This window comes from Paenibacillus sp. TC-CSREp1, from assembly GCF_050171015.1.
Lineage (GTDB): Bacteria > Bacillota > Bacilli > Paenibacillales > Paenibacillaceae > Paenibacillus > Paenibacillus silvae.
The window spans coordinates 128,420-146,215 of the sequence record NZ_JBNOKM010000005.1; the positions used below are offsets into that span (position 1 = coordinate 128,420).

The 17,796-nt window shown below is 50.0% G+C and carries 16 protein-coding genes; 15 read left to right on the forward strand and 1 reads right to left on the reverse strand.

Features of this window, described 5'->3' with window-relative positions; all coding sequences use genetic code 11:
- Positions 1 to 16: 16 nt before the first annotated feature.
- The 5 genes from ACQSGY_RS08980 (at position 17) to ACQSGY_RS09000 (ending at position 2,900) form a co-directional block, all read left to right on the forward strand.
- Positions 17 to 355: a L,D-transpeptidase gene (locus tag ACQSGY_RS08980; RefSeq protein ID WP_145402730.1), complete on the forward strand. Its 339-nt coding sequence runs from the start codon at positions 17 to 19 to the stop codon at positions 353 to 355.
- 73 nt (positions 356 to 428) lie between these two features.
- Positions 429 to 569, forward strand: coding sequence for a hypothetical protein (locus ACQSGY_RS08985; protein ID WP_427051580.1), 141 nt, complete (start codon positions 429 to 431; stop codon positions 567 to 569).
- A 39-nt stretch (positions 570 to 608) separates the two neighbouring features.
- Positions 609 to 971, forward strand: a complete 363-nt coding sequence (locus ACQSGY_RS08990) for an N-acetyltransferase family protein (protein WP_427051581.1) — start codon at positions 609 to 611, stop codon at positions 969 to 971.
- Positions 972 to 1,024: 53 nt separating this feature from the next.
- Positions 1,025 to 2,506: an aldehyde dehydrogenase family protein gene (locus tag ACQSGY_RS08995; protein WP_427051582.1), complete on the forward strand. Its 1,482-nt coding sequence runs from the start codon at positions 1,025 to 1,027 to the stop codon at positions 2,504 to 2,506.
- 244 nt (positions 2,507 to 2,750) lie between these two features.
- Positions 2,751 to 2,900 (forward strand): hypothetical protein, encoded by a 150-nt coding sequence (locus ACQSGY_RS09000; protein WP_167433928.1) that lies wholly within the window; start codon positions 2,751 to 2,753, stop codon positions 2,898 to 2,900.
- Between the two features lie 133 nt (positions 2,901 to 3,033).
- Here the strand turns inward: ACQSGY_RS09000 and ACQSGY_RS09005 are convergent, their stop codons facing one another.
- Positions 3,034 to 3,273: a hypothetical protein gene (locus tag ACQSGY_RS09005; protein ID WP_110892980.1), complete on the reverse strand. Its 240-nt coding sequence runs from the start codon at positions 3,271 to 3,273 to the stop codon at positions 3,034 to 3,036.
- Between the two features lie 421 nt (positions 3,274 to 3,694).
- Between ACQSGY_RS09005 and ACQSGY_RS09010 the strand changes: the two genes are divergently transcribed.
- The 10 genes from ACQSGY_RS09010 to hrpB all read left to right on the forward strand — a co-directional run bounded on the left by ACQSGY_RS09010 (position 3,695) and on the right by hrpB (position 17,667).
- Entirely contained in the window at positions 3,695 to 4,015 is a 321-nt protein-coding gene (locus tag ACQSGY_RS09010) for a hypothetical protein (protein WP_111268942.1), read from the forward strand.
- 54 nt (positions 4,016 to 4,069) lie between these two features.
- A complete protein-coding gene (gene essC, locus ACQSGY_RS09015; RefSeq protein ID WP_427051583.1) occupies positions 4,070 to 8,074 on the forward strand; it encodes a type VII secretion protein EssC in 4,005 nt (1,334 codons plus the stop codon).
- 16 nt (positions 8,075 to 8,090) lie between these two features.
- Positions 8,091 to 8,921, forward strand: a complete 831-nt coding sequence (locus tag ACQSGY_RS09020) for a hypothetical protein (RefSeq protein WP_427051584.1) — start codon at positions 8,091 to 8,093, stop codon at positions 8,919 to 8,921.
- A gap of 6 nt (positions 8,922 to 8,927) precedes the next feature.
- On the forward strand, positions 8,928 to 9,476 hold the full coding sequence (locus tag ACQSGY_RS09025) for a WXG100 family type VII secretion target (RefSeq protein WP_216513490.1): 549 nt from the start codon (positions 8,928 to 8,930) through the stop codon (positions 9,474 to 9,476).
- 184 nt (positions 9,477 to 9,660) lie between these two features.
- Complete coding sequence (locus ACQSGY_RS09030) at positions 9,661 to 9,936, forward strand: WXG100 family type VII secretion target (protein WP_110892970.1); 276 nt, start codon at positions 9,661 to 9,663, stop codon at positions 9,934 to 9,936.
- Between the two features lie 179 nt (positions 9,937 to 10,115).
- Positions 10,116 to 12,167 carry a hypothetical protein gene (locus ACQSGY_RS09035; protein ID WP_427051585.1) on the forward strand — a complete coding sequence of 684 codons (2,052 nt, stop codon included), beginning with the start codon at positions 10,116 to 10,118 and terminating at the stop codon, positions 12,165 to 12,167.
- Between the two features lie 34 nt (positions 12,168 to 12,201).
- On the forward strand, positions 12,202 to 12,954 hold the full coding sequence (locus ACQSGY_RS09040) for a vWA domain-containing protein (RefSeq protein ID WP_110892966.1): 753 nt from the start codon (positions 12,202 to 12,204) through the stop codon (positions 12,952 to 12,954).
- A gap of 10 nt (positions 12,955 to 12,964) precedes the next feature.
- A complete protein-coding gene (locus ACQSGY_RS09045; RefSeq protein ID WP_427051586.1) occupies positions 12,965 to 13,807 on the forward strand; it encodes a protein phosphatase 2C domain-containing protein in 843 nt (280 codons plus the stop codon).
- A 133-nt stretch (positions 13,808 to 13,940) separates the two neighbouring features.
- A complete protein-coding gene (locus tag ACQSGY_RS09050; protein WP_145402722.1) occupies positions 13,941 to 14,747 on the forward strand; it encodes an SDR family oxidoreductase in 807 nt (268 codons plus the stop codon).
- Between the two features lie 397 nt (positions 14,748 to 15,144).
- Positions 15,145 to 17,667: an ATP-dependent helicase HrpB gene (gene hrpB / locus ACQSGY_RS09055; protein ID WP_427051587.1), complete on the forward strand. Its 2,523-nt coding sequence runs from the start codon at positions 15,145 to 15,147 to the stop codon at positions 17,665 to 17,667.
- Positions 17,668 to 17,796: the final 129 nt, after the last annotated feature.

The following is a 17,796-nucleotide window of genomic DNA, read 5'->3' on the forward strand; positions in this document are numbered from 1 at the left end:
CAGGAGGGATGACAACATGCCGAATTATAGAATTATCGTAGATTTGTCCGACCATATGTTATATCTGCTGGACGGAGATCAAGTTGTAAAGGGATATCCCATAGCCACGGGAAAGATGCTTACAGAGACGCCAAGCGGCGAGTTTACCATTGTGAATAAACAAGAAAATCCCGGGGGCCCCTTCGGTGTGCTCTGGATGGGATTGTCCGAGCCGCACTATGGCATCCACGGCACTAATCAGCCCTCGTCCATTGGCAAGTCCGTCTCCCACGGCTGTATTCGTATGTACAATTCAGACGTGCTGGACCTGTCCTCCAAGGTGCCTGTAGGCACGAGAGTCACGATCCGGCCCTAGGCCGGATTGCGGTATCTCACCAGAATACTGTACCTCAAATGAATGAGAAGAAAATGGAGAAGGGAGTAAGACCATGATACGGATCAGACAAGCGCGTCAGGGGGATGCACAGGCAATCGCTTATGTACATACTGAGAGCTGGAAAACAACGTATCGAGGAATTGTGCCCGATCATGTTTTGCATCATTTGACGACGGAATCGAGATTGCCGTAGTGGGAGAAGCAAATACGCTCCGGCGAAAAAGATCAGATTTTGCTTGTAGCGGAGGAGCGGGATGGGAAGATTGTCGGTTTTGCTTGCGGTGGAAAGGAACGGGAAGGGAAACTTCCTTATGATGGTGAGCTCTATGCTATCTACCTGCTGCAGTCTTATCAGCAATCAGGAATAGGCAGACAGCTGGTCCAGCGGATAGTTCAACATCTTCAGAAATGTCAGATGCGCACGATGCTGATCTGGGCGCTGGAGCGTAATCCGGCTTGCCGGTTTTATGAAAAGTTGGGGGGAATTCCTGTTCATACACAGCAGATACGTATCGGGGATGAGGATGTGGCAGAGGTTGCTTATGGCTGGTCTGATTTGACCGTTTGCCTGACTTCGAACGAGGTTAATGAATGAGACATCGTTTTTTCATATGTACATTCTAATCTAAGGATCGGAGGCGTGGCGTAATGACTTTAATGGATAATCAACGTACAGCGGCAACCTGGACGAAGCAATATATTTCAGGCAAATGGGTGGACGGCACAGGTGAAAAAATGCTTGAGAACATCAATCCGTACACGGATGAAGTGATCGCTGTATGGCGTTCGTCCAGTAAAGAGGACATAGACCGGGCGTATCAGTCTGCGAAAAAAAGTGCAGTGGAATGGAAGGCAGCTCTGCCATCCGTTAAGGAAGGGGTGCTTCGCAAGATGTCTTCCTTGATGTACGAACGAAAGGAAGAGATCATTCGGCTTCTCATCACGGAATCAGGCAGCACACGAATCAAGGCAGAAGCGGAATTTGCAGCGGCAAAACGTGTTGTAGACGAGTCGGCTTCATTTCCTTTTCGGATGAAAGGAGAACTGCTCCCGTCGAATACGCCTGGCAAGGAAAATCGTGTAGTACGTGAGCCCAAAGGTGTTATTGGAGTCATCGGGCCATGGAACTTTCCGCTGCATCTGTGTCTGCGTTCGGTTGCGCCAGCAATTGCACTCGGTAACGGTGTTGTCATCAAACCTGCATCGGATACTCCGATTACAGCGGGCTGGCTGATTGCCGATCTGTTTGAACAGGCTGGCCTGCCAGAAGGGGTATTAAATGTTGTTGCCGGAAGCGGCAGCGAAATCGGGGATTATTTTGTAACCCATCCGGTTCCCAAGGTAATCTCGTTTACAGGCTCTACGGAAGTCGGTAGAGGCATCGGCAAGCTCGCGGGTGAGCAGCTCAAGGAAACTGCACTGGAGCTTGGCGGCAACAACGCCATGATTGTTTTGGAAGATGCCGATATTGAGCATGCGGCTCAGGCTGCGGTGTTTGGCAAGTTTCTTCATCAGGGACAGATCTGTATGGCGCTTAATCGCATCATTGTGCATGCGGATATCTACGACAGGTTCCTTCAATCGTTTGTAGACAAAGCGAAAAACATTCAAGCGGGTGATCCTGCTGATCCGAGCACGCTGGTGGGACCATTGATTCGCCAAAAAGAGGTGGAGCGTCTTCTGAAACTGGTGAAACAGGCTGAGGAAGAAGGTGCAAAACTGCTGCTGGGAGGTACACATGAACAGGCCGTGCTTCAACCGACAGTGCTTGCAGATGTGAAGCCGGATCAAGAGATTGTGCAGCAGGAGCTGTTTGGCCCGGTCGCATTAATTATGAAAGCAAAGGATGAACAGCAGGCCATTGAACTGGCGAACGATACTCCTTACGGGCTCAGTGGCTCGATATTTACGGCGAATCTGGAGCGTGGTTATCACGCAGCTCAGCAGATCGAATCCGGTATGGTGCATGTAAATGATCAATCGGTAAATGATGAAGCTCATGTGATGTTTGGCGGTGAAAAATCGTCAGGGATCGGCCGTTTCGGCGGAGACTGGGCCATTGATAAATTTACACGTACACGCTGGATCAGTCTGCAGCATCAACATCGCGACTATCCGGGTGTGAAATGAGTCGAATAAACAGGAAAGCATGGGGAGTGTTCCCTGTCACAGAGGTGTGTTCGCTATAAAGCGACAAGAGTTGTGTAAAGCCTGTCTCAACGCTGTTGGGACAGGCTTTTGCATCATTTTACAACCGGTTCAGATGTGGTGCGGTTTCCGTGAAAAAAGCTGTTTGGGTTCGTCTTGATCTGGTTATTTATGGATACACGGAACGAAGTGCTCCGTAAATATATGGCAAAGGGGCTTGGAACTCATGTCCATTGACCGCTTTATTTTAAGAAAAATAAATACCTGTCAGGAAGAACATACACGAGCCAATCTGGTCAGACTATTTGTTATTCGTATTCGAAAAGCCGAGATTGCGGAGGAGCATGAGGTGGCCTATGCTCTGGAGAAGATGTAACTAAGCAGGAATGTGTGCGAATAGAGTTAAACAGCAATTCATGCGAAAAAGGAAGCTTGTCCCTTGAGGGGAGGCTTCCTTTTTCATGGTAACGTATAAGCGAAGGAGAACGGGGTCTTCTTCAATGTGTTCTTCAATATAAAGATAAAGCAAGAGAGTCATTTTCACTGCGGCTGTGAAGGATCGCTTCGCCACCTACAATTTCAATACTAATCAAAGAGTGCAGACATTTTTGCAAAGCGCGTTTACCGTTACTGATCTTGTGTTCCAAAGCACTGCTAAGCAAGCGTAATGTTTTTTGCACAGGTTGTTTGTTTTCTTGATTAAAGTATACAGGGATTGATTTGTTTTGAAATGTTATTAGAGTTCTCACTTGAAATCACCTCACGAGAGTTATTTCATACAGGTAATATTAAATACCAATGCTTAAAATTACCTTAAAATCAGCTTATGAAAACATAAAGGTGCATAAAGTTTGAAAAGTGTTCACAATTCAATTGTGGGCGAAGCATTAGAAGTCCTATTTAGTATACTATAATCTGCAAATAAATGGAAGAATGTCCGAAACTTTCGCATCTTTGCATTTCTTAAATCAAACAATGACACGAAAGTTCTGAGTCGAATGGACGATATTTTAATATATACGTGGGTCATATGTAACAAAATTACAGCTGGTACGTTGCAAACAGGGGGGTTATATAAGAAAATAGGGTGGAATACCGTTTCATCCGCATTTTTTTGATTTAATCTGACATTAGGACATTTTACATATGAGACTTTTGGGAGGGATTCACATGATATTAACCGTGTATTCCGGCCGGGAGGAAGGCGAATGGTTTGACATCGATGTTCCTGATGAATGTACCATTGAACATCTGAAGACGCTGCTGGGTGTGCGCATTTTCGGGCAGGCCCCGGGAGACGGCATTCAATATATTCTTGAGGCCAAATTTCCGGAGGGACTATGGTTTACCCCGCAGAATACCCAGCAGTTAATGGAAACAGGGCTTCGTCAGGGAAGCTGTGTGCGTGTGCAGCGCGCATTTTCAACCACTTCCGAAGAGGCGCCGATCTATGGAAGACGCTCCTTATTTCAACAAGAGAGCAACGAATAGCGCTCTAAGGCGTATCATTCATTAAATGAACGACTAAAAGGAGGTCTTTTCTTCGTGAATGTGTTATATCAGCGTTCTCCAAGAATGACACCGGTTCTAAAGGAAGAGAATCTCGAAATTCTCAGGCCGCCTTCGGAACCGAACAAACCTACGTTTTCGATGATCTCAATTATTATTCCCGTAATGATGACAATGGTCAGCATCGGTTTTTATGTATATATCAATATGACCGGCAAAATGAACAACAGCAGTTATATGATGTTTCAAATGATGACCGTTATGATGATGCTCACATCGTACACGATTCCTTTTTTCGTCTATCTTAGCAACAAAAAGACCTATCGCAAAAAGATCGAGGAACGCAAAACGATGTACCTTGCACAACTGGACAAACACCGTGAAGAGCTGAAGGAAGCGCAGGCAGAGCAGGTGAAGAGTCTGCATGAGATCCATGGTGATCCGTCCGTATGTTTGCAGATTGTAAAGAACCGCAGCAGTTCGCTTTGGGAGCGCTCGCCGGAGGATGATGACTTCCTGCAGGTGCGAATTGGTACAGGAGAAATTCCGTTTCGGATCAAACTGCAGGTTCCGCGTATTGATGGATATGAAAAGGATGAGCTGATTGAAGCAGCACACGAGCTCGCTGCTGAATTCCAGACGGTTCCGGATGCATCCATCACGCTGCCGTTGTTCGAGTCCAAGGTGATGGGGCTTGTTGGTGATCGGGAAGAAGTTATGGCTTCACTCCGGGTCATTGTATCCCAGCTTGCGGTAAGGCATTCACCTGACGAGCTGAAGCTGGCTGCTTTCTATGAAGAAAAGGATACGAAGGAATGGGAATGGCTCCGCTGGCTGCCGCATATCTGGGATGAGGATCAGGGGCAGCGGTACATGGCTGACAGGCACAGCAGTGCGCATCAATTGGCGGACAGCTTGTTTTCCGTATTAAACCGCCGTCGCAACAATAAAGAGGACCGATATAAAAAAGCGGTGCAAACACCATGTTATGTTGTGATTCTGTCCGACACCCAGCTGATTGAAGAGGAACCTTTGCTGCCGCTGCTGCTGGAGGCTGCGCAAGAGATTGATGTGTGCACAATTGTACTGGCGAACCGCAAACAATCACTTCCTATGCATTGTCAGTTAATTATGGAGGCTGGCAAGGACAAAGGGCTGTATATCAAAAAAACGGAAGATGCTGATGTCATTCAACAGCCATACAAGCCGGATGCTATCTCCAGGGAGATGGCTGAGGCATTGTCTCGTTATATGTCACCGATTCGTCTGAAACGTTCCTCTGCTTCGGAGATTCCACAGGTGCTGCCATTGTTTGATATGCTCAGCACTTCGCGTGTGGAAGATCTGGATGTCGTATCCCGCTGGGAACAGACCCGCTACCCCGATACTCTTCCCGTACCGATGGGAGTAAGAGCCGGGGGCAAGAAAATAGCGATTAACCTGCATGACAAAATCGAGCGGCAAGGCCATGGCCCACATGGACTGATTGCTGGCACGACCGGTTCAGGTAAAAGTGAGGTCATCCAGTCCATCGTTGCTTCGCTGGCTGCAGAGTTTCATCCTCATGATCTTGCATTTATGCTGATCGATTATAAGGGTGGCGGCATGTCCAATACGTTTGTTGATCTGCCCCATGTGGTAGGCACAATTACCAATCTGGACGGCAATCTGATCGAGCGGGCGAATGTTTCACTTCGGGCCGAGCTGGTCAGAAGACAGAAAATTCTGAATGATGCTGGAAATCTGCAGCACATCGATGAGTATTACAAAATTTTGCGATCCAGACATGAGCAGCCGCTGCCGCATCTCGTTATTATTATTGATGAGTTCGCTCAATTAAAGCGGGATCAGCCGGAATTTATGGATGAGCTGATCAGTATTGCAGCCATTGGCCGGACGCTGGGTGTTCACCTCATTCTGGCAACCCAGAAGCCTGCCGGTGTTGTGGATGATAAAATATGGAGCAACTCGCGTTTCCGTATCTGTCTTCGTGTACAGAGTGAAGGAGACAGCCGGGATATGATCAAAATTCCGAATGCGGCCTGGATTACAAAACCGGGTCGAGGTTATTTTCAGGTCGGCAGTGATGAAGTTTTTGAAGAGATGCAGTTCGCCTGGAGCGGAGCGCCGTATAACCAGCAGGAGGATACGTCGACGGTGCTGCCTGTCATGGAGGTACGTCTGAATGGCAAGCGAGAGCCTCTCCTGACTGGTGAGCGAAGAGCCGTGCTTAAAGGGGATGATGTTCCTAAACAGCTCCAGGTATTTATTGATTATGTGGCCAAGGCGGCCGCAGATGCGGGCATTGATCGACTGCCTGGACCGTGGCTGCCACCACTGCCGGAGACATTGGAAATGGAGAACTTGCATGATTGGAAACAGGAGGGCAAGAGTGAGTCTTTGCTTGACGCCGGCGCAAATGGTCTCAAATCAGTCGTAGGTATGCTGGATGACCTGCCGAATCAGCGTCAACTGCCGCTGGCCCTGCCTATGGATCAAGGGCACCTCGTAGTATACGGAATGCCTGGTCTTGGCAAAACAACGTTTGTTCAGACGCTGCTCATGTCTCTGGCCAGCACGGAGCGAACCGAGCCATGGAATGGATACATTATTGACATGGGCCGAATGATGAAGGACTTTGCAGGCTTGCCGCAGATCGGCGGTGTGATGATGGCAGAAGAGGAAGACCGGATCAAGCGCTTATTCCATTACATTTTGAAAATTTCATCACAGCGCAAGGATATCATCTCGGAGGCAGGCGTTAAAACAATTTCGGCATATCGTCGAACAGCCCATACGGCTGTGCCACAGATTGTAGTGGTTATTGACGGATATCTGTCGTTCCGTAATGCTTACCCGGACGAAAATGAATTGTTAGAGACCCTTTTGCGTGAAGGTGGGAGTCTGGGCATCACCTTTGTGCTCACAGCGAATCGGGTAACGGATATTTTTGAAAAATTCAGAAGCAACATTCCGAATGCAGTTTCGTTCGAGCTGTCTGATCCGAGTGATTATTATTATGCGGTAGGACGCCCGTCCAAGGCCCCGAGTCAGCTGCCTCCCGGCAGAGGTCTGGTGAAAGGCCAGGTGCCTCCATTGATGTTTCAGGCTGCACTGCCTTCTACCGGAGCGGATGAAGGTGAACGCTCTTCTGCACTTCGCCGCACAATTGCAGCGATTCGCAAGGGCTGGACAGGGGAAGAAGCACCGCAGATTGCACCGCTTCCGGATGAAATCAAGCTGAAGGACCTGCTTGTACGCACAGGCTCCTTTGGCAAGGCTTGGGAGACCTCAAGCGTTAATGTACCCGTCGGGCTGCTTACGGACGATCTGGAGCCGTTTGAACTGAATCTGCGTGAAGGCCCGCACTTTATGGTGACCAGTCCGATGGAGGGGGGCAAAACGACATTTTTGCAAACCTGGATGTTGTCTCTTGCCTATCACGCTTCACCAAAGGATGTGCAAATATACACCGTTGATATGAGGTATGGCTCAGGAGGGCTGGGCGAAATCAGCAGTTTGCCTCATGTCCGTGGACATGTATCGAGAGAAGAACAGCTTGCACCTGTCATTCAGGAGTTGTACGATGAAGTTCTGAAACGCGGGGAGATTGCGGGAGGGCCGGCCATCGTGCTCGTCGTTGACGACGCAGATACGCTGTCTAAACAGCTGACTGACTTTAATGTAAAAGATCAGCTCGGGGTCATTGTTCGTCAAGGAAGAGACAGGGGCATTCATGTTATTCTATCTGGCGTGCCTGCAGACTTTCCAACGTTCGGCTCCGATTGGGTAAGTGATGTAAAAGCTTCTCAGAGTGGATTACTGTTCGGGACTTTGGACCCTAATGATTTATCGTTCTTCCGTATTCCTTATTCCGAATCCGGGGGCAGCACAAGTGGGCTGAAGGTACTGCCACCAGGTCAGGGTTATTATATAAAACGCAAATATTGCAGGGTTAAAGGTGCAGTTCCATGCGATAACAGCTGGAAGATGAACAATTGGATTTCTGAAATTCGTGACCGATGGCATGTTGTAGTTTGAGGGGAGGTGGCTCATAATGTTGACGGTTCATGATTCTAAGCAAAAGGTAGTCACACTGCAAATTAAGGAACTGTTTTTCCTTGCCGGCATACTCGGTTCCGATCGGCTGCTGGGGGTGGAAGATCCGTTTCGCGGTTATATGGCAGAGGAAATTGCCATGGAGTGGGAGCGTGTCAAAACCTCCTTGCTGGATAAAGGCTACTTGATTCAGGATCAAGATACCAATGAGCTGATCATGACTCCAACCGTTTTTTCCAGAGTAGCTATAGCCGGGTTGTCGGACAGAGCATGCTGGCTTCGCTATACTGTTTGTGGCAAGTCGCATGAAAGTTATATTCATTGTACAGATGAACGGGTCGTTGAAGTCACCCGCGCTTCGGATGCTTCTGATTCATTCCGTCTGCTTGATCTGGGCAATGTACGTGAAGCCATTGATATCCTCATTGAGCGGATGAACTGGAGTGGTCATTCTCCAGCGGAGAAACCGGCATTAATGTGTTCCAAGAAAAAGTTTTACGATGTGATGAATGGTCTTGAGGGCTTTGAGCTACAGTCTCTGACAGATGAGCTCTCACAGGAAACGAGTGATCCTGAAGGCTCGCTTGCTCTGGCCCGTTGCCTGATGAGCAAGCAATCGGATGGAGAGCTGCGGTTACTCGTATGGGGACAGGAGGGATGGCGGTCACAGTCGGCCGCATTCACCGCTAGTCCGGCTTCTAACTGGTTATTCCGCATGAGCACAACAGCTTCGGATGATTGGCTTGTTGCAGCGCTCACAACAAAAGAACAGTTTCACGAAATGCTGCTGGACTGGCTTAAACAGCCTGCAGGGGAAGAGGAAAGGTGATGGTAAATGCGCATTCGTGTGGAACCGGATGTGCTTCGGGCACTGAGCAGGCAGATTCAGTATGCAGCGGAGCAAATACAGCAAAAAATGGCAGTGTTGGATCAGGCAATTCATTCGCTGGATTGGGATATCGAATCCCGTGCGGCGGTGATGAGTGAATGGGATCGCAGTAAACGTCTGGGGGAAGATGCTCTTCGTCGATTGATGGACTTAAGTATGCTGTTAGGTCGCAAGGCATTGTTGTTCCAACAAGTAGATATGGATTATCGTTCCGTGCTGACTCATGTCAACGTTGCCTATGGTAATGCAGTCAACATGCTGAATGTTCTTCAAAGCAGCAGTGCAAGCGAAATTCTGCCTGCTCATGCTGCTGATGTAGCTGTTGTATCCGATCCCCTTTCCGCTATGGCGGCGGTGTATCGAATACAGGATACAGCCCCGCCTGATGGTTCTCCGGCTACTCTTGTTCAGGCAATGCAGCCTGAGCCTGTCGCCTGGAGATTTAGAGACCCTTCCTTTCGGGACAGGAGAGGAACTGAACCTGTAGTTTCTTAAGCATGCTGCGAAACCAAAGTACAACAGGAATTAAATTTAATTGTAAATAGGCTGTTAGTTGAAGTTTCATAGGCTAAAAATGGGGTAAATAGGATTAGGTCCTTCGGCTTTTGTCCGATCGATCCTTGTATAGTACAATTTGAACAAACCAAAACAATTGCACACATCAAGGAGGAATTTAACAATGGCAGGACGTATTTTAGTTACCCCGGAACAACTGGATCAGGTGTCTAACCAATTCAAACAAAGTGGAGAGCAAAGTCAGCAGATCGTATCTACTTTGACTCAATCCATCACGAGCATGGAAGGACAATGGGAAGGTATGACGAAGCAGCGCTTCTTCCAGGAGTTCCAGGAAGCAAGCAAACAAATGCAGTCTTTCGTTCAAACGCTTAACAGCATCAGTGCAGAATTGTCAGCAATTGCGACTAAATTCCGCACTGCAGACCAAGCTCGTTAATCTGCTGTACATAGATCAGGGCGATGAGAGCCATACAACCGCCTTGAATATATGCGGGCAGCAAGAACAAGGTTGTGCAATTTATCAAGAAAAAGGATTGTACAATTACAGCGAAACCGGGTGTATTCACGCCCGGTTTTTGTTGCAACTATGACACAAAGACAGAGAGAGGGATAAGCATGTCTTTTCAACTGAATCCCGGGGATGAAGTGGTGATTAACGACATTGCCTATACGATTGGGCAGCATCCGGCTGCGCCGGGGCTTGCTTATGCTCAAGCCGGGAGGCAAGGGATTGTTTATCAGTTAATTCCCCGCGGCGGCTCCGTGCATGGGGCAAAAGCACTAAAAGTATTTTTTCCGAAATTTCGTATCCCGGCGATGGTATATCAGTCTGAGCATATGGAGCCATACAGTGAACTGCCCGGGCTGCAGGTATGCAGACGTGAAGTGCTCACTCCGGAAAGAAACGGAGCGCTTATTGGAGAACATCCTGATCTGCTGTACGCCGTGTTGATGCCATGGGTACAGGGACTGACCTGGTTCGATGTGATCAGTGACCAAAAACAGCTGACATCGGAAGAAAGCCTGAAGCTGGCAAGAGCACTTGCGGGCACAGGTTCTGCGATGGAGCAGCGCGGACTGGCACATTGTGATCTGTCTGCGCCTAATGTAATGATTCCGTTTTTTTCCGAAGTGCAGAACTCGCAGCTGACTTCTGCAGTTGAACTTGTTGATGTCGAGCAGATGTATGGTTCCAAGATGGATAGGCCAGATGCGCTGCTAGCGGGCTCGCCCGGTTATGCAGCCCATCGTACGGTGCATAGTGGTCTGTGGAGCTCTTATGCCGACAGGTTTGCCGGTGCTGTCATTATTGCGGAGATGCTGTGCTGGTCAGACCCGGTCATTGTCGAAAAAGCATGGGGAGAAAGCTATTTTGATCAGCATGAGATGCAGACTGCCAGCGAGCGTTATTTTGCTATGCGGAGTTCTCTGGAGAAACGCTGGGGCTCCAAATTATCGGATCTCTTTATCCGGGCTTGGGAAAGCCATGACCTGAGCAGCTGTCCAACCTTTGGTGAATGGTACATTGCTCTTGCCGCTGCAGATACAGAACAGGCGGAAGCGCTTCTGGTTCCACCTGTCGAAGTGCAAGATGATGCACAGCATTTGTCAGAAGTTCCTGGGGATACGGAAACTGAGCACGATGCAGGACATTCTGATTATAAGGGCAATACTGCCGCTGGTATGTCAGGTGCCAAACAGGCTCCAGAACAGGAAGCTGTGGTGAATCGTTTGTTCCTTCAAGCCAGAGCATTGGAGGATGAGGACAAACCGGCTGCTGCACTGGAGGTATACCGCTCACTGTATCACTTTATTCCGAGCAACAGTGCGATGCAGATGGAAGTGGAGGCGGCGATCAAGGAGCTGGAGGAACGGATTCATGGAAGCAAGGAAAGCACAGAGCCGGCACCGATTCCATTTTACCGTTCCAAAAAATTCATGATCTCTTCAGCGGTGCTTATTGTGCTGCTGGCCGGGGGAGTGCCTACAGTTAAAATTCTTGCCGATCAGGCTGAGGTAAAACAGCAGGAAGCTGAGCGTTTGGCTGAAGCAAAGGCCGCTGAGGAGGCTGCTGCTGCCAAGCACAAGCAGGAAGAGGCTGACAAGCAAAAGGCCGCTGAAGCTGCGAGGCTTGCAGCCGAGGAGAAGAAAAAGCTTGCGGAAGCCAAGCAAAAAGAAGCGGAAGCGAAGAAAAAAGAAGCAGAACGCAAGGCTTTGCAAGAAAAATATGATAAACAGGCAAAATATGAAGATTACCTGGCGAAGCAGGAACAGCAGAAGAAAGAAGCTGCCAGAAAGGCATTGCAGGAAAAATACGATCAGCAGGCCAAATACGAGGCGTATCTGGTGTGGAAAAAAGAAAATGATGCTAAAATCGCCAAACAAAAGGCAGAGGCTGAAGCGAAGCGAAAGCAAGAGCTTGCTCAGAAGGAAGCACTCAAGAAAAAGCGTGCACAAAACGTGGTAACACTGATCGCACATTATAACAAAGCTTATAACGCACAAAAAGGCAGAAAAACGGATAATGCTCTTTCTTATGCCCGGGATTTTAAAAACCTGTACAATACGGACGCATCGTATTTCAAGGGGGTAGGAAAAGTGGCTGCACGAATGAGTGCAATCAACAAATTTTTGAGCAATTCCAAGTATACGCTGCCTGACCTGTAACTTTATATTAAATAATAGAGGTGACACACTCTAGATGAACTATACAATTCAAGCATCACAGCGCACCCCTGCACTTATTATCTATTTGATTGATATCAGCGCCTCGATGAATATGGTTTTGGATAATCGACGGCGAATTGATATCGTATATGATGCTTTATCCTTGGCGATTCGGCAGATGGTGTTTCGTTCAACCAAGGGAAATCGGCTGACGCCGCGGTATCGGATTGCTATTTTGGCATACAGTGATGACGTATATGATGTGTTAAACGGCATTAAAGGAATAGACGAGATTGCCGCAGTGGGCTCACTGCCTGATTTGACCCCAAGACGGTTCTCGGATTCAGCGAAAGCATTTTTGCAGGCGGAGAAAATTTTGCAGGCAGAAATACCGAATATGCAGGACTGCCCTGCTCCACTCGTATGTCATATGACGGACGGCGTTGCGACAGGCGAGGACCCGGAGCCGATTGCCAAACGCATTATGGGCATGAGTGTACCCGATGGCAACGTTCTGGTGGAAAACATATTTATTAGTGATCATCTGCTGGAAGGGCCTATTACAGAACCGAGACGCTGGAAGGGCATCTCTCCAGAAACCATACTTCAGGATGAGCATGGTGAGAAATTACGCAACATGTCCTCCGTGCTGCCTGAAAGCTATCGTGAAATGCTGGTGGAGGCCGATTATTTACTTGCACCGGGGGCGCTCATGATGCTGCCTGGCACTTGTGCAGAGCTGGTTTCCATTGGATTCCAGATGTCTGCTGCGACACCTGTAAGATAGGAGGGGAATCATGCGAGCGATGCGTATGGCTACATTGTCTGCCAGTGATCGGGCAGGTCATGCCAAACAGGGGCATGAACATTTTCGCTATGTAAGCGTGCAGACGGGAGAGCAGCCGTTGACACGTTATCAGGGCAGGCTGAAATGCAGATATGGATACGGCCGGGCAGCGGAGACAATGAATCAAGGTGATGCAGGTCAAGACTTTGTTGCAATTCGCATGCAGGACAATGTCTGTCATTTTGTATTATGTGATGGAGTTGGTATGAGTTATCTCGGTGATTTTGCAGCCCGTTTTCTGGGCAACGCATTGCTGGAATGGATGGAAAAGACCCCCAGTCTTACAGCTGAAGGCATTGAACGTTACCTTCAAGACGTAACAGATGCGGCTTCCAAGCAGCTTGAACAATTACAGCCTTTGGACAGCTCGCCGCTTCTGCTGCGGGAGGTATTAATGGAGAAGCGGAGCCAGGGAAGCCAGGCGATGTATGTATGTGGGCGCATTGCGCTGACCTCGGGTGGACGTAAAAGCAAGGTATGGCTCGCTTGGCAGGGTGACTCCAGAATCCGGCTCTGGTGTAACGGCCAGGAGCAGTCCAAGCAGTTTCAGAAGCATTGCAGCACCAATGAACGATGGTCTACACGCGAAGGTCCTGTAGGTGGCAAACCTCATGTTTTTGAAACGAAAGCTTCGTCCAATGATGCTTGCCGTCTTCAATTGTATACAGATGGCTTGAATGATCTGGATGCCATTGATACGTACATTCCAGATGAGCATATTCAGGTGCTGCTGGATGCCGCCCATACGGGCGGTCTGGAAGATGATGCCGCTTTCATCGAAATCGAATGGTAAATTTTATTTGAAAATTGTTGCGGGTGTTGATTTAAAAGCTGCTCGTTTTGGGTAATCTTGTGAAGAATTGATTAAACTTCAGGTTGGATCGAATCTTCTTACATAACTTCCAAATCGAAGGAGTGACTAAGTGATGACACAACACAGCAACAGGCCCCAGTTTCAAGGCAAGGTAGCGATCATTACTGGAGCGGGCTCCGGTATTGGGAAAGCAACAGCACTCAAGCTGGCGAACGAAGGAGCGCATGTGGCACTGTTTGATCTGGTGAATGATCGGATCTCACAGACGGAAGCAGAAATTAATGCACAGCATGAAGGGGCCGCGAGAGCCTTTGATGTAGATATATCTGATCCGGCACGGGTGGAAAAGGCTGTGCTTGAAACGGTAGAGCTGTTTGGCGGTTTGGATATCGTATTTGCCAATGCAGGTATTAACGGAGTATCCGCGCCAATCGAGGAAATTCAGGTGCAGGATTGGCAGCAGATCATTACAACAAACCTGGACGGTACGTTTTTCACTGTGAAATATGCACTGCCTCATCTGAAAAAACGTGGCGGGGGCAGCGTTATTATTACGAGCTCGATTAATGGAAACAAGCGTTTCTCCAGCTTCGGAATGTCAGCCTACAGTACGTCAAAGGCAGGACAGGTCGCTTTTGCCAAAATGGCAGCTCTCGAGCTGGCGAAATTCAAGATCAGGGTTAATGTCATCTGTCCTGGCGCCATTGCAACTAATATTGATCAAAGTACCATTAAAACGGACGATCTGCAGGATATTATTATTCCCATTGAGTTTCCTGAGGGGCAGCAGCCACTCGCGGACGGACCAGGGCAGCCTGAGCATGTGGCCGATCTGGTGAGTTTTCTCGCTTCGAATGCCTCCAAGCATATTACGGGTGCAGAGATTGTCATTGATGGTGCAGAGTCATTGCTCAGTTGACCCTATAGAAAGACAGGGGCGGGAAACCGCAGTCAGCAGCAATAGTGCAATGACAAGATGAAGCATGTCTGCCACGTTTACATGTTATGCATACAGCATAGTCGTTCCTTCGGGACGGCTTTTTTTGTTATAATGCTAACAACCGAATTTTGAACCCAGGGGAACGATTATAGATCTTGAACTTAAGGAAATTAAATAAAAATTGAACTTAGGGAAATTAAATAGATGTTGAACTTAGGCAAACAAATGTGAAGTGATGGGAACGATTATTGAAGGTGTGAAAGTGATCTCGAAATAATGAAGTCGAATAGCCAAATAGTGAAATAGAAAATTAATGAAAAAATATGCAAGTGATAGAAGAAATTGAAGGGGTAAGACATTCCTCAGGAGCGATGACATGTACACTGATTTACCGATACAAGCGATTATTCCGGAATTGCAGCAATGCTTCCGTGAGCAGGATACAGCTGTTCTCATTGCCGAGCCTGGAGCAGGGAAGACAACGGTTGTGCCGCTGGCTATGCTTGAACAGCCTTGGCTTGAGGGCAAAAAAATTGTGATGCTGGAGCCGCGCAGGCTCGCAGCCCGCTCAGCTGCGTCAAGAATGGCAGCAGCCTTGAGTGAAAAGACAGGGCAGACTGTTGGATATCGTGTGCGGATGGATACACGGGTTAGTTCAGCCACTCGCATTGAAGTAGTGACCGAAGGTGTGCTCACGCGCATGCTGCAGCAGGATCAGGGGCTGGAGGATACCGCCATGATTATTTTCGACGAATTCCATGAGCGGCATCTGCACGGTGATCTGGGACTTGCTCTTGCACTGGAATCCCGGGCCATGCTGCGCCCGGATCTGAAGCTGCTTGTGATGTCGGCTACGCTGGACCCGGCTCCGGTCAGTAGTCTGCTGGGGGAAGACACACGTGTAGTGCATTGTGCCGGACGTACATTTCCGGTGGAAACGAGATATGTGCCGAAACCGGCTGCCGTTGAACTGGAGAGCTGGACTGCACGCACCATTATTCGGGCATTGACGGAGGAGCAGGGAGACATTCTGGTATTTCTGCCTGGAGCCAGAGAGATACACCGTACGGAACGGGAACTGATGCAGGCTTCACTCCCCGCTCAGGTGAATGTACATACGCTGTATGGCAGTATGGCTGCCGAGAAGCAGGATGAGGCGATACGTGCCGCTGCGGAAGGATGGCGCAAGGTAGTTCTATCTACTTCCATTGCGGAATCAAGCCTTACGATTCCAGGTGTGAAAGTGGTCGTGGATGCGGGACTGAGCCGGGCATCATCGTTCTCGGCCAGGACGGGTATGAGCCGGCTTGTCACACTGCCGGTGAGTAAAGCGTCCGCCGATCAGCGGCGCGGACGTGCGGGGCGGATTGCTCCGGGGGTGTGTTACCGGCTGTGGAGCGAGGAGGCTCATGGGGCGCTGCCTGATGCAGCGCGCCCGGAAATCGCCTCCGCGGACCTTGCGCCGCTGGCGCTGGAGCTTGCCGCCTGGGGTGTCCAGTCTCCAGCCGAGCTGAGCTGGCTGGACATCCCGCCTGACGCGGCCTACGCGCAGGCACAGGCGCTGCTGCGCCAGCTGGGCGGCCTGGATGACGCAGGCCGCATCACGCCCCTTGGGCGGCGGATGAACACACTTGGTGTTCATCCGCGGCTGGCCAGCATGCTGCTCCGCGCGGCGGAGCTCGGGCTGGCCAGCTACGCCAGCACGCTGGCGGCGCTGCTGCAGGAGCCGGCAGGCCTCCGCAGCGGCAGCGCAAGTGCTGGCGGCGCGGGCGTGGATCTCCGCCCGCGCGTGGAAGCGCTGCTTGCCGCAGGCAGCAGCGCTATGCCGCATGCGGCTGGCGCAGACGGCGCTGCCGTGCGCCGCATGCTGCAGGAGAGCCGCCAGCTGTGCTCGGCGCTCGGCGGCCCGGCGGCCGATCCGGTTCAGCCGGATGAGGACAGCTGCGGGCTGCTGCTGTCCTTCGCGTACCCGGACCGGATCGGGCAGCGCCGGGAGGATGGCCGCTATCTGCTGAGCAGCGGCCGCGGGGTACGGCTCGGCGCGACAGAATCGCTGTGCCGTTCCGCTTATCTGGTCGCAGCCGAGGCAGACGACCAGGGCGCAGATGCGCGTATCCTGCTGGCTGCGCCGTTGCAGGAGCAGACGGTGCTGCGTGCCGCGCAGCACCTGCTTCACGAGGAGGTGCAGGTGGCATGGGACCGCACTACACGAAGCGTGCGGGCACATAAAAGGCAGCGTATTGGCGCGCTGATTATCAAGGAAAGTCCAGTTGCACAGCCGCCGGAAGAGCAGGTGCTGGAGGCATTGCTAACAGGAATACGACTGGAAGGGCTGGATATGTTGCCTTGGAGCAAAACTTCCCGCCAACTTGCGGACCGCATGCGTTTTCTGCATAAACATCTGCCAGAGTGGCCGGATCTGATCGAGGATCATCTGACGGATGAACTGGCCGAACAGCTCACACCCTATCTGACGGGCATGCGCTCCGCGGCAGATCTCAAGAGGCTTTCAATGCATGATGTACTGCTGGGCGGGCTCAGCTGGACACAGCGCCAGCAGCTGGATGAGGAGGCGCCAACCCATATACAGGTTCCAAGCGGCTCTCGTATCCCGGTAGATTACAGTAATTCGGATGACCCGGTGCTGGCAGTGCGTTTGCAGGAGATGTTTGGTCAGCAGGAGACACCGCGAATCGGAGGCGGGCGCGTGCCCGTAACATTACATTTGTTATCCCCTGCACAGAGACCTGTTCAGGTGACACGAGATTTGGCGAATTTCTGGCGCAAAACCTATTTTGAGGTGAAAAAAGACCTGAAGGGACGATACCCGAAGCATTATTGGCCGGATGATCCTCTTGAGGCGACAGCAACGAATCGGGCAAAACCGAGAACAACCTGAAGTTAACTTAAAAGATATAAAGCTCTTTGAAAAACCAGGCCGGTGCATATTCAGACGTTCACGAAGATGCAATTGGCCTGCTGAACAACGAAATGGCAATGATGCTCAATGGCGATCATTATCTCAAAT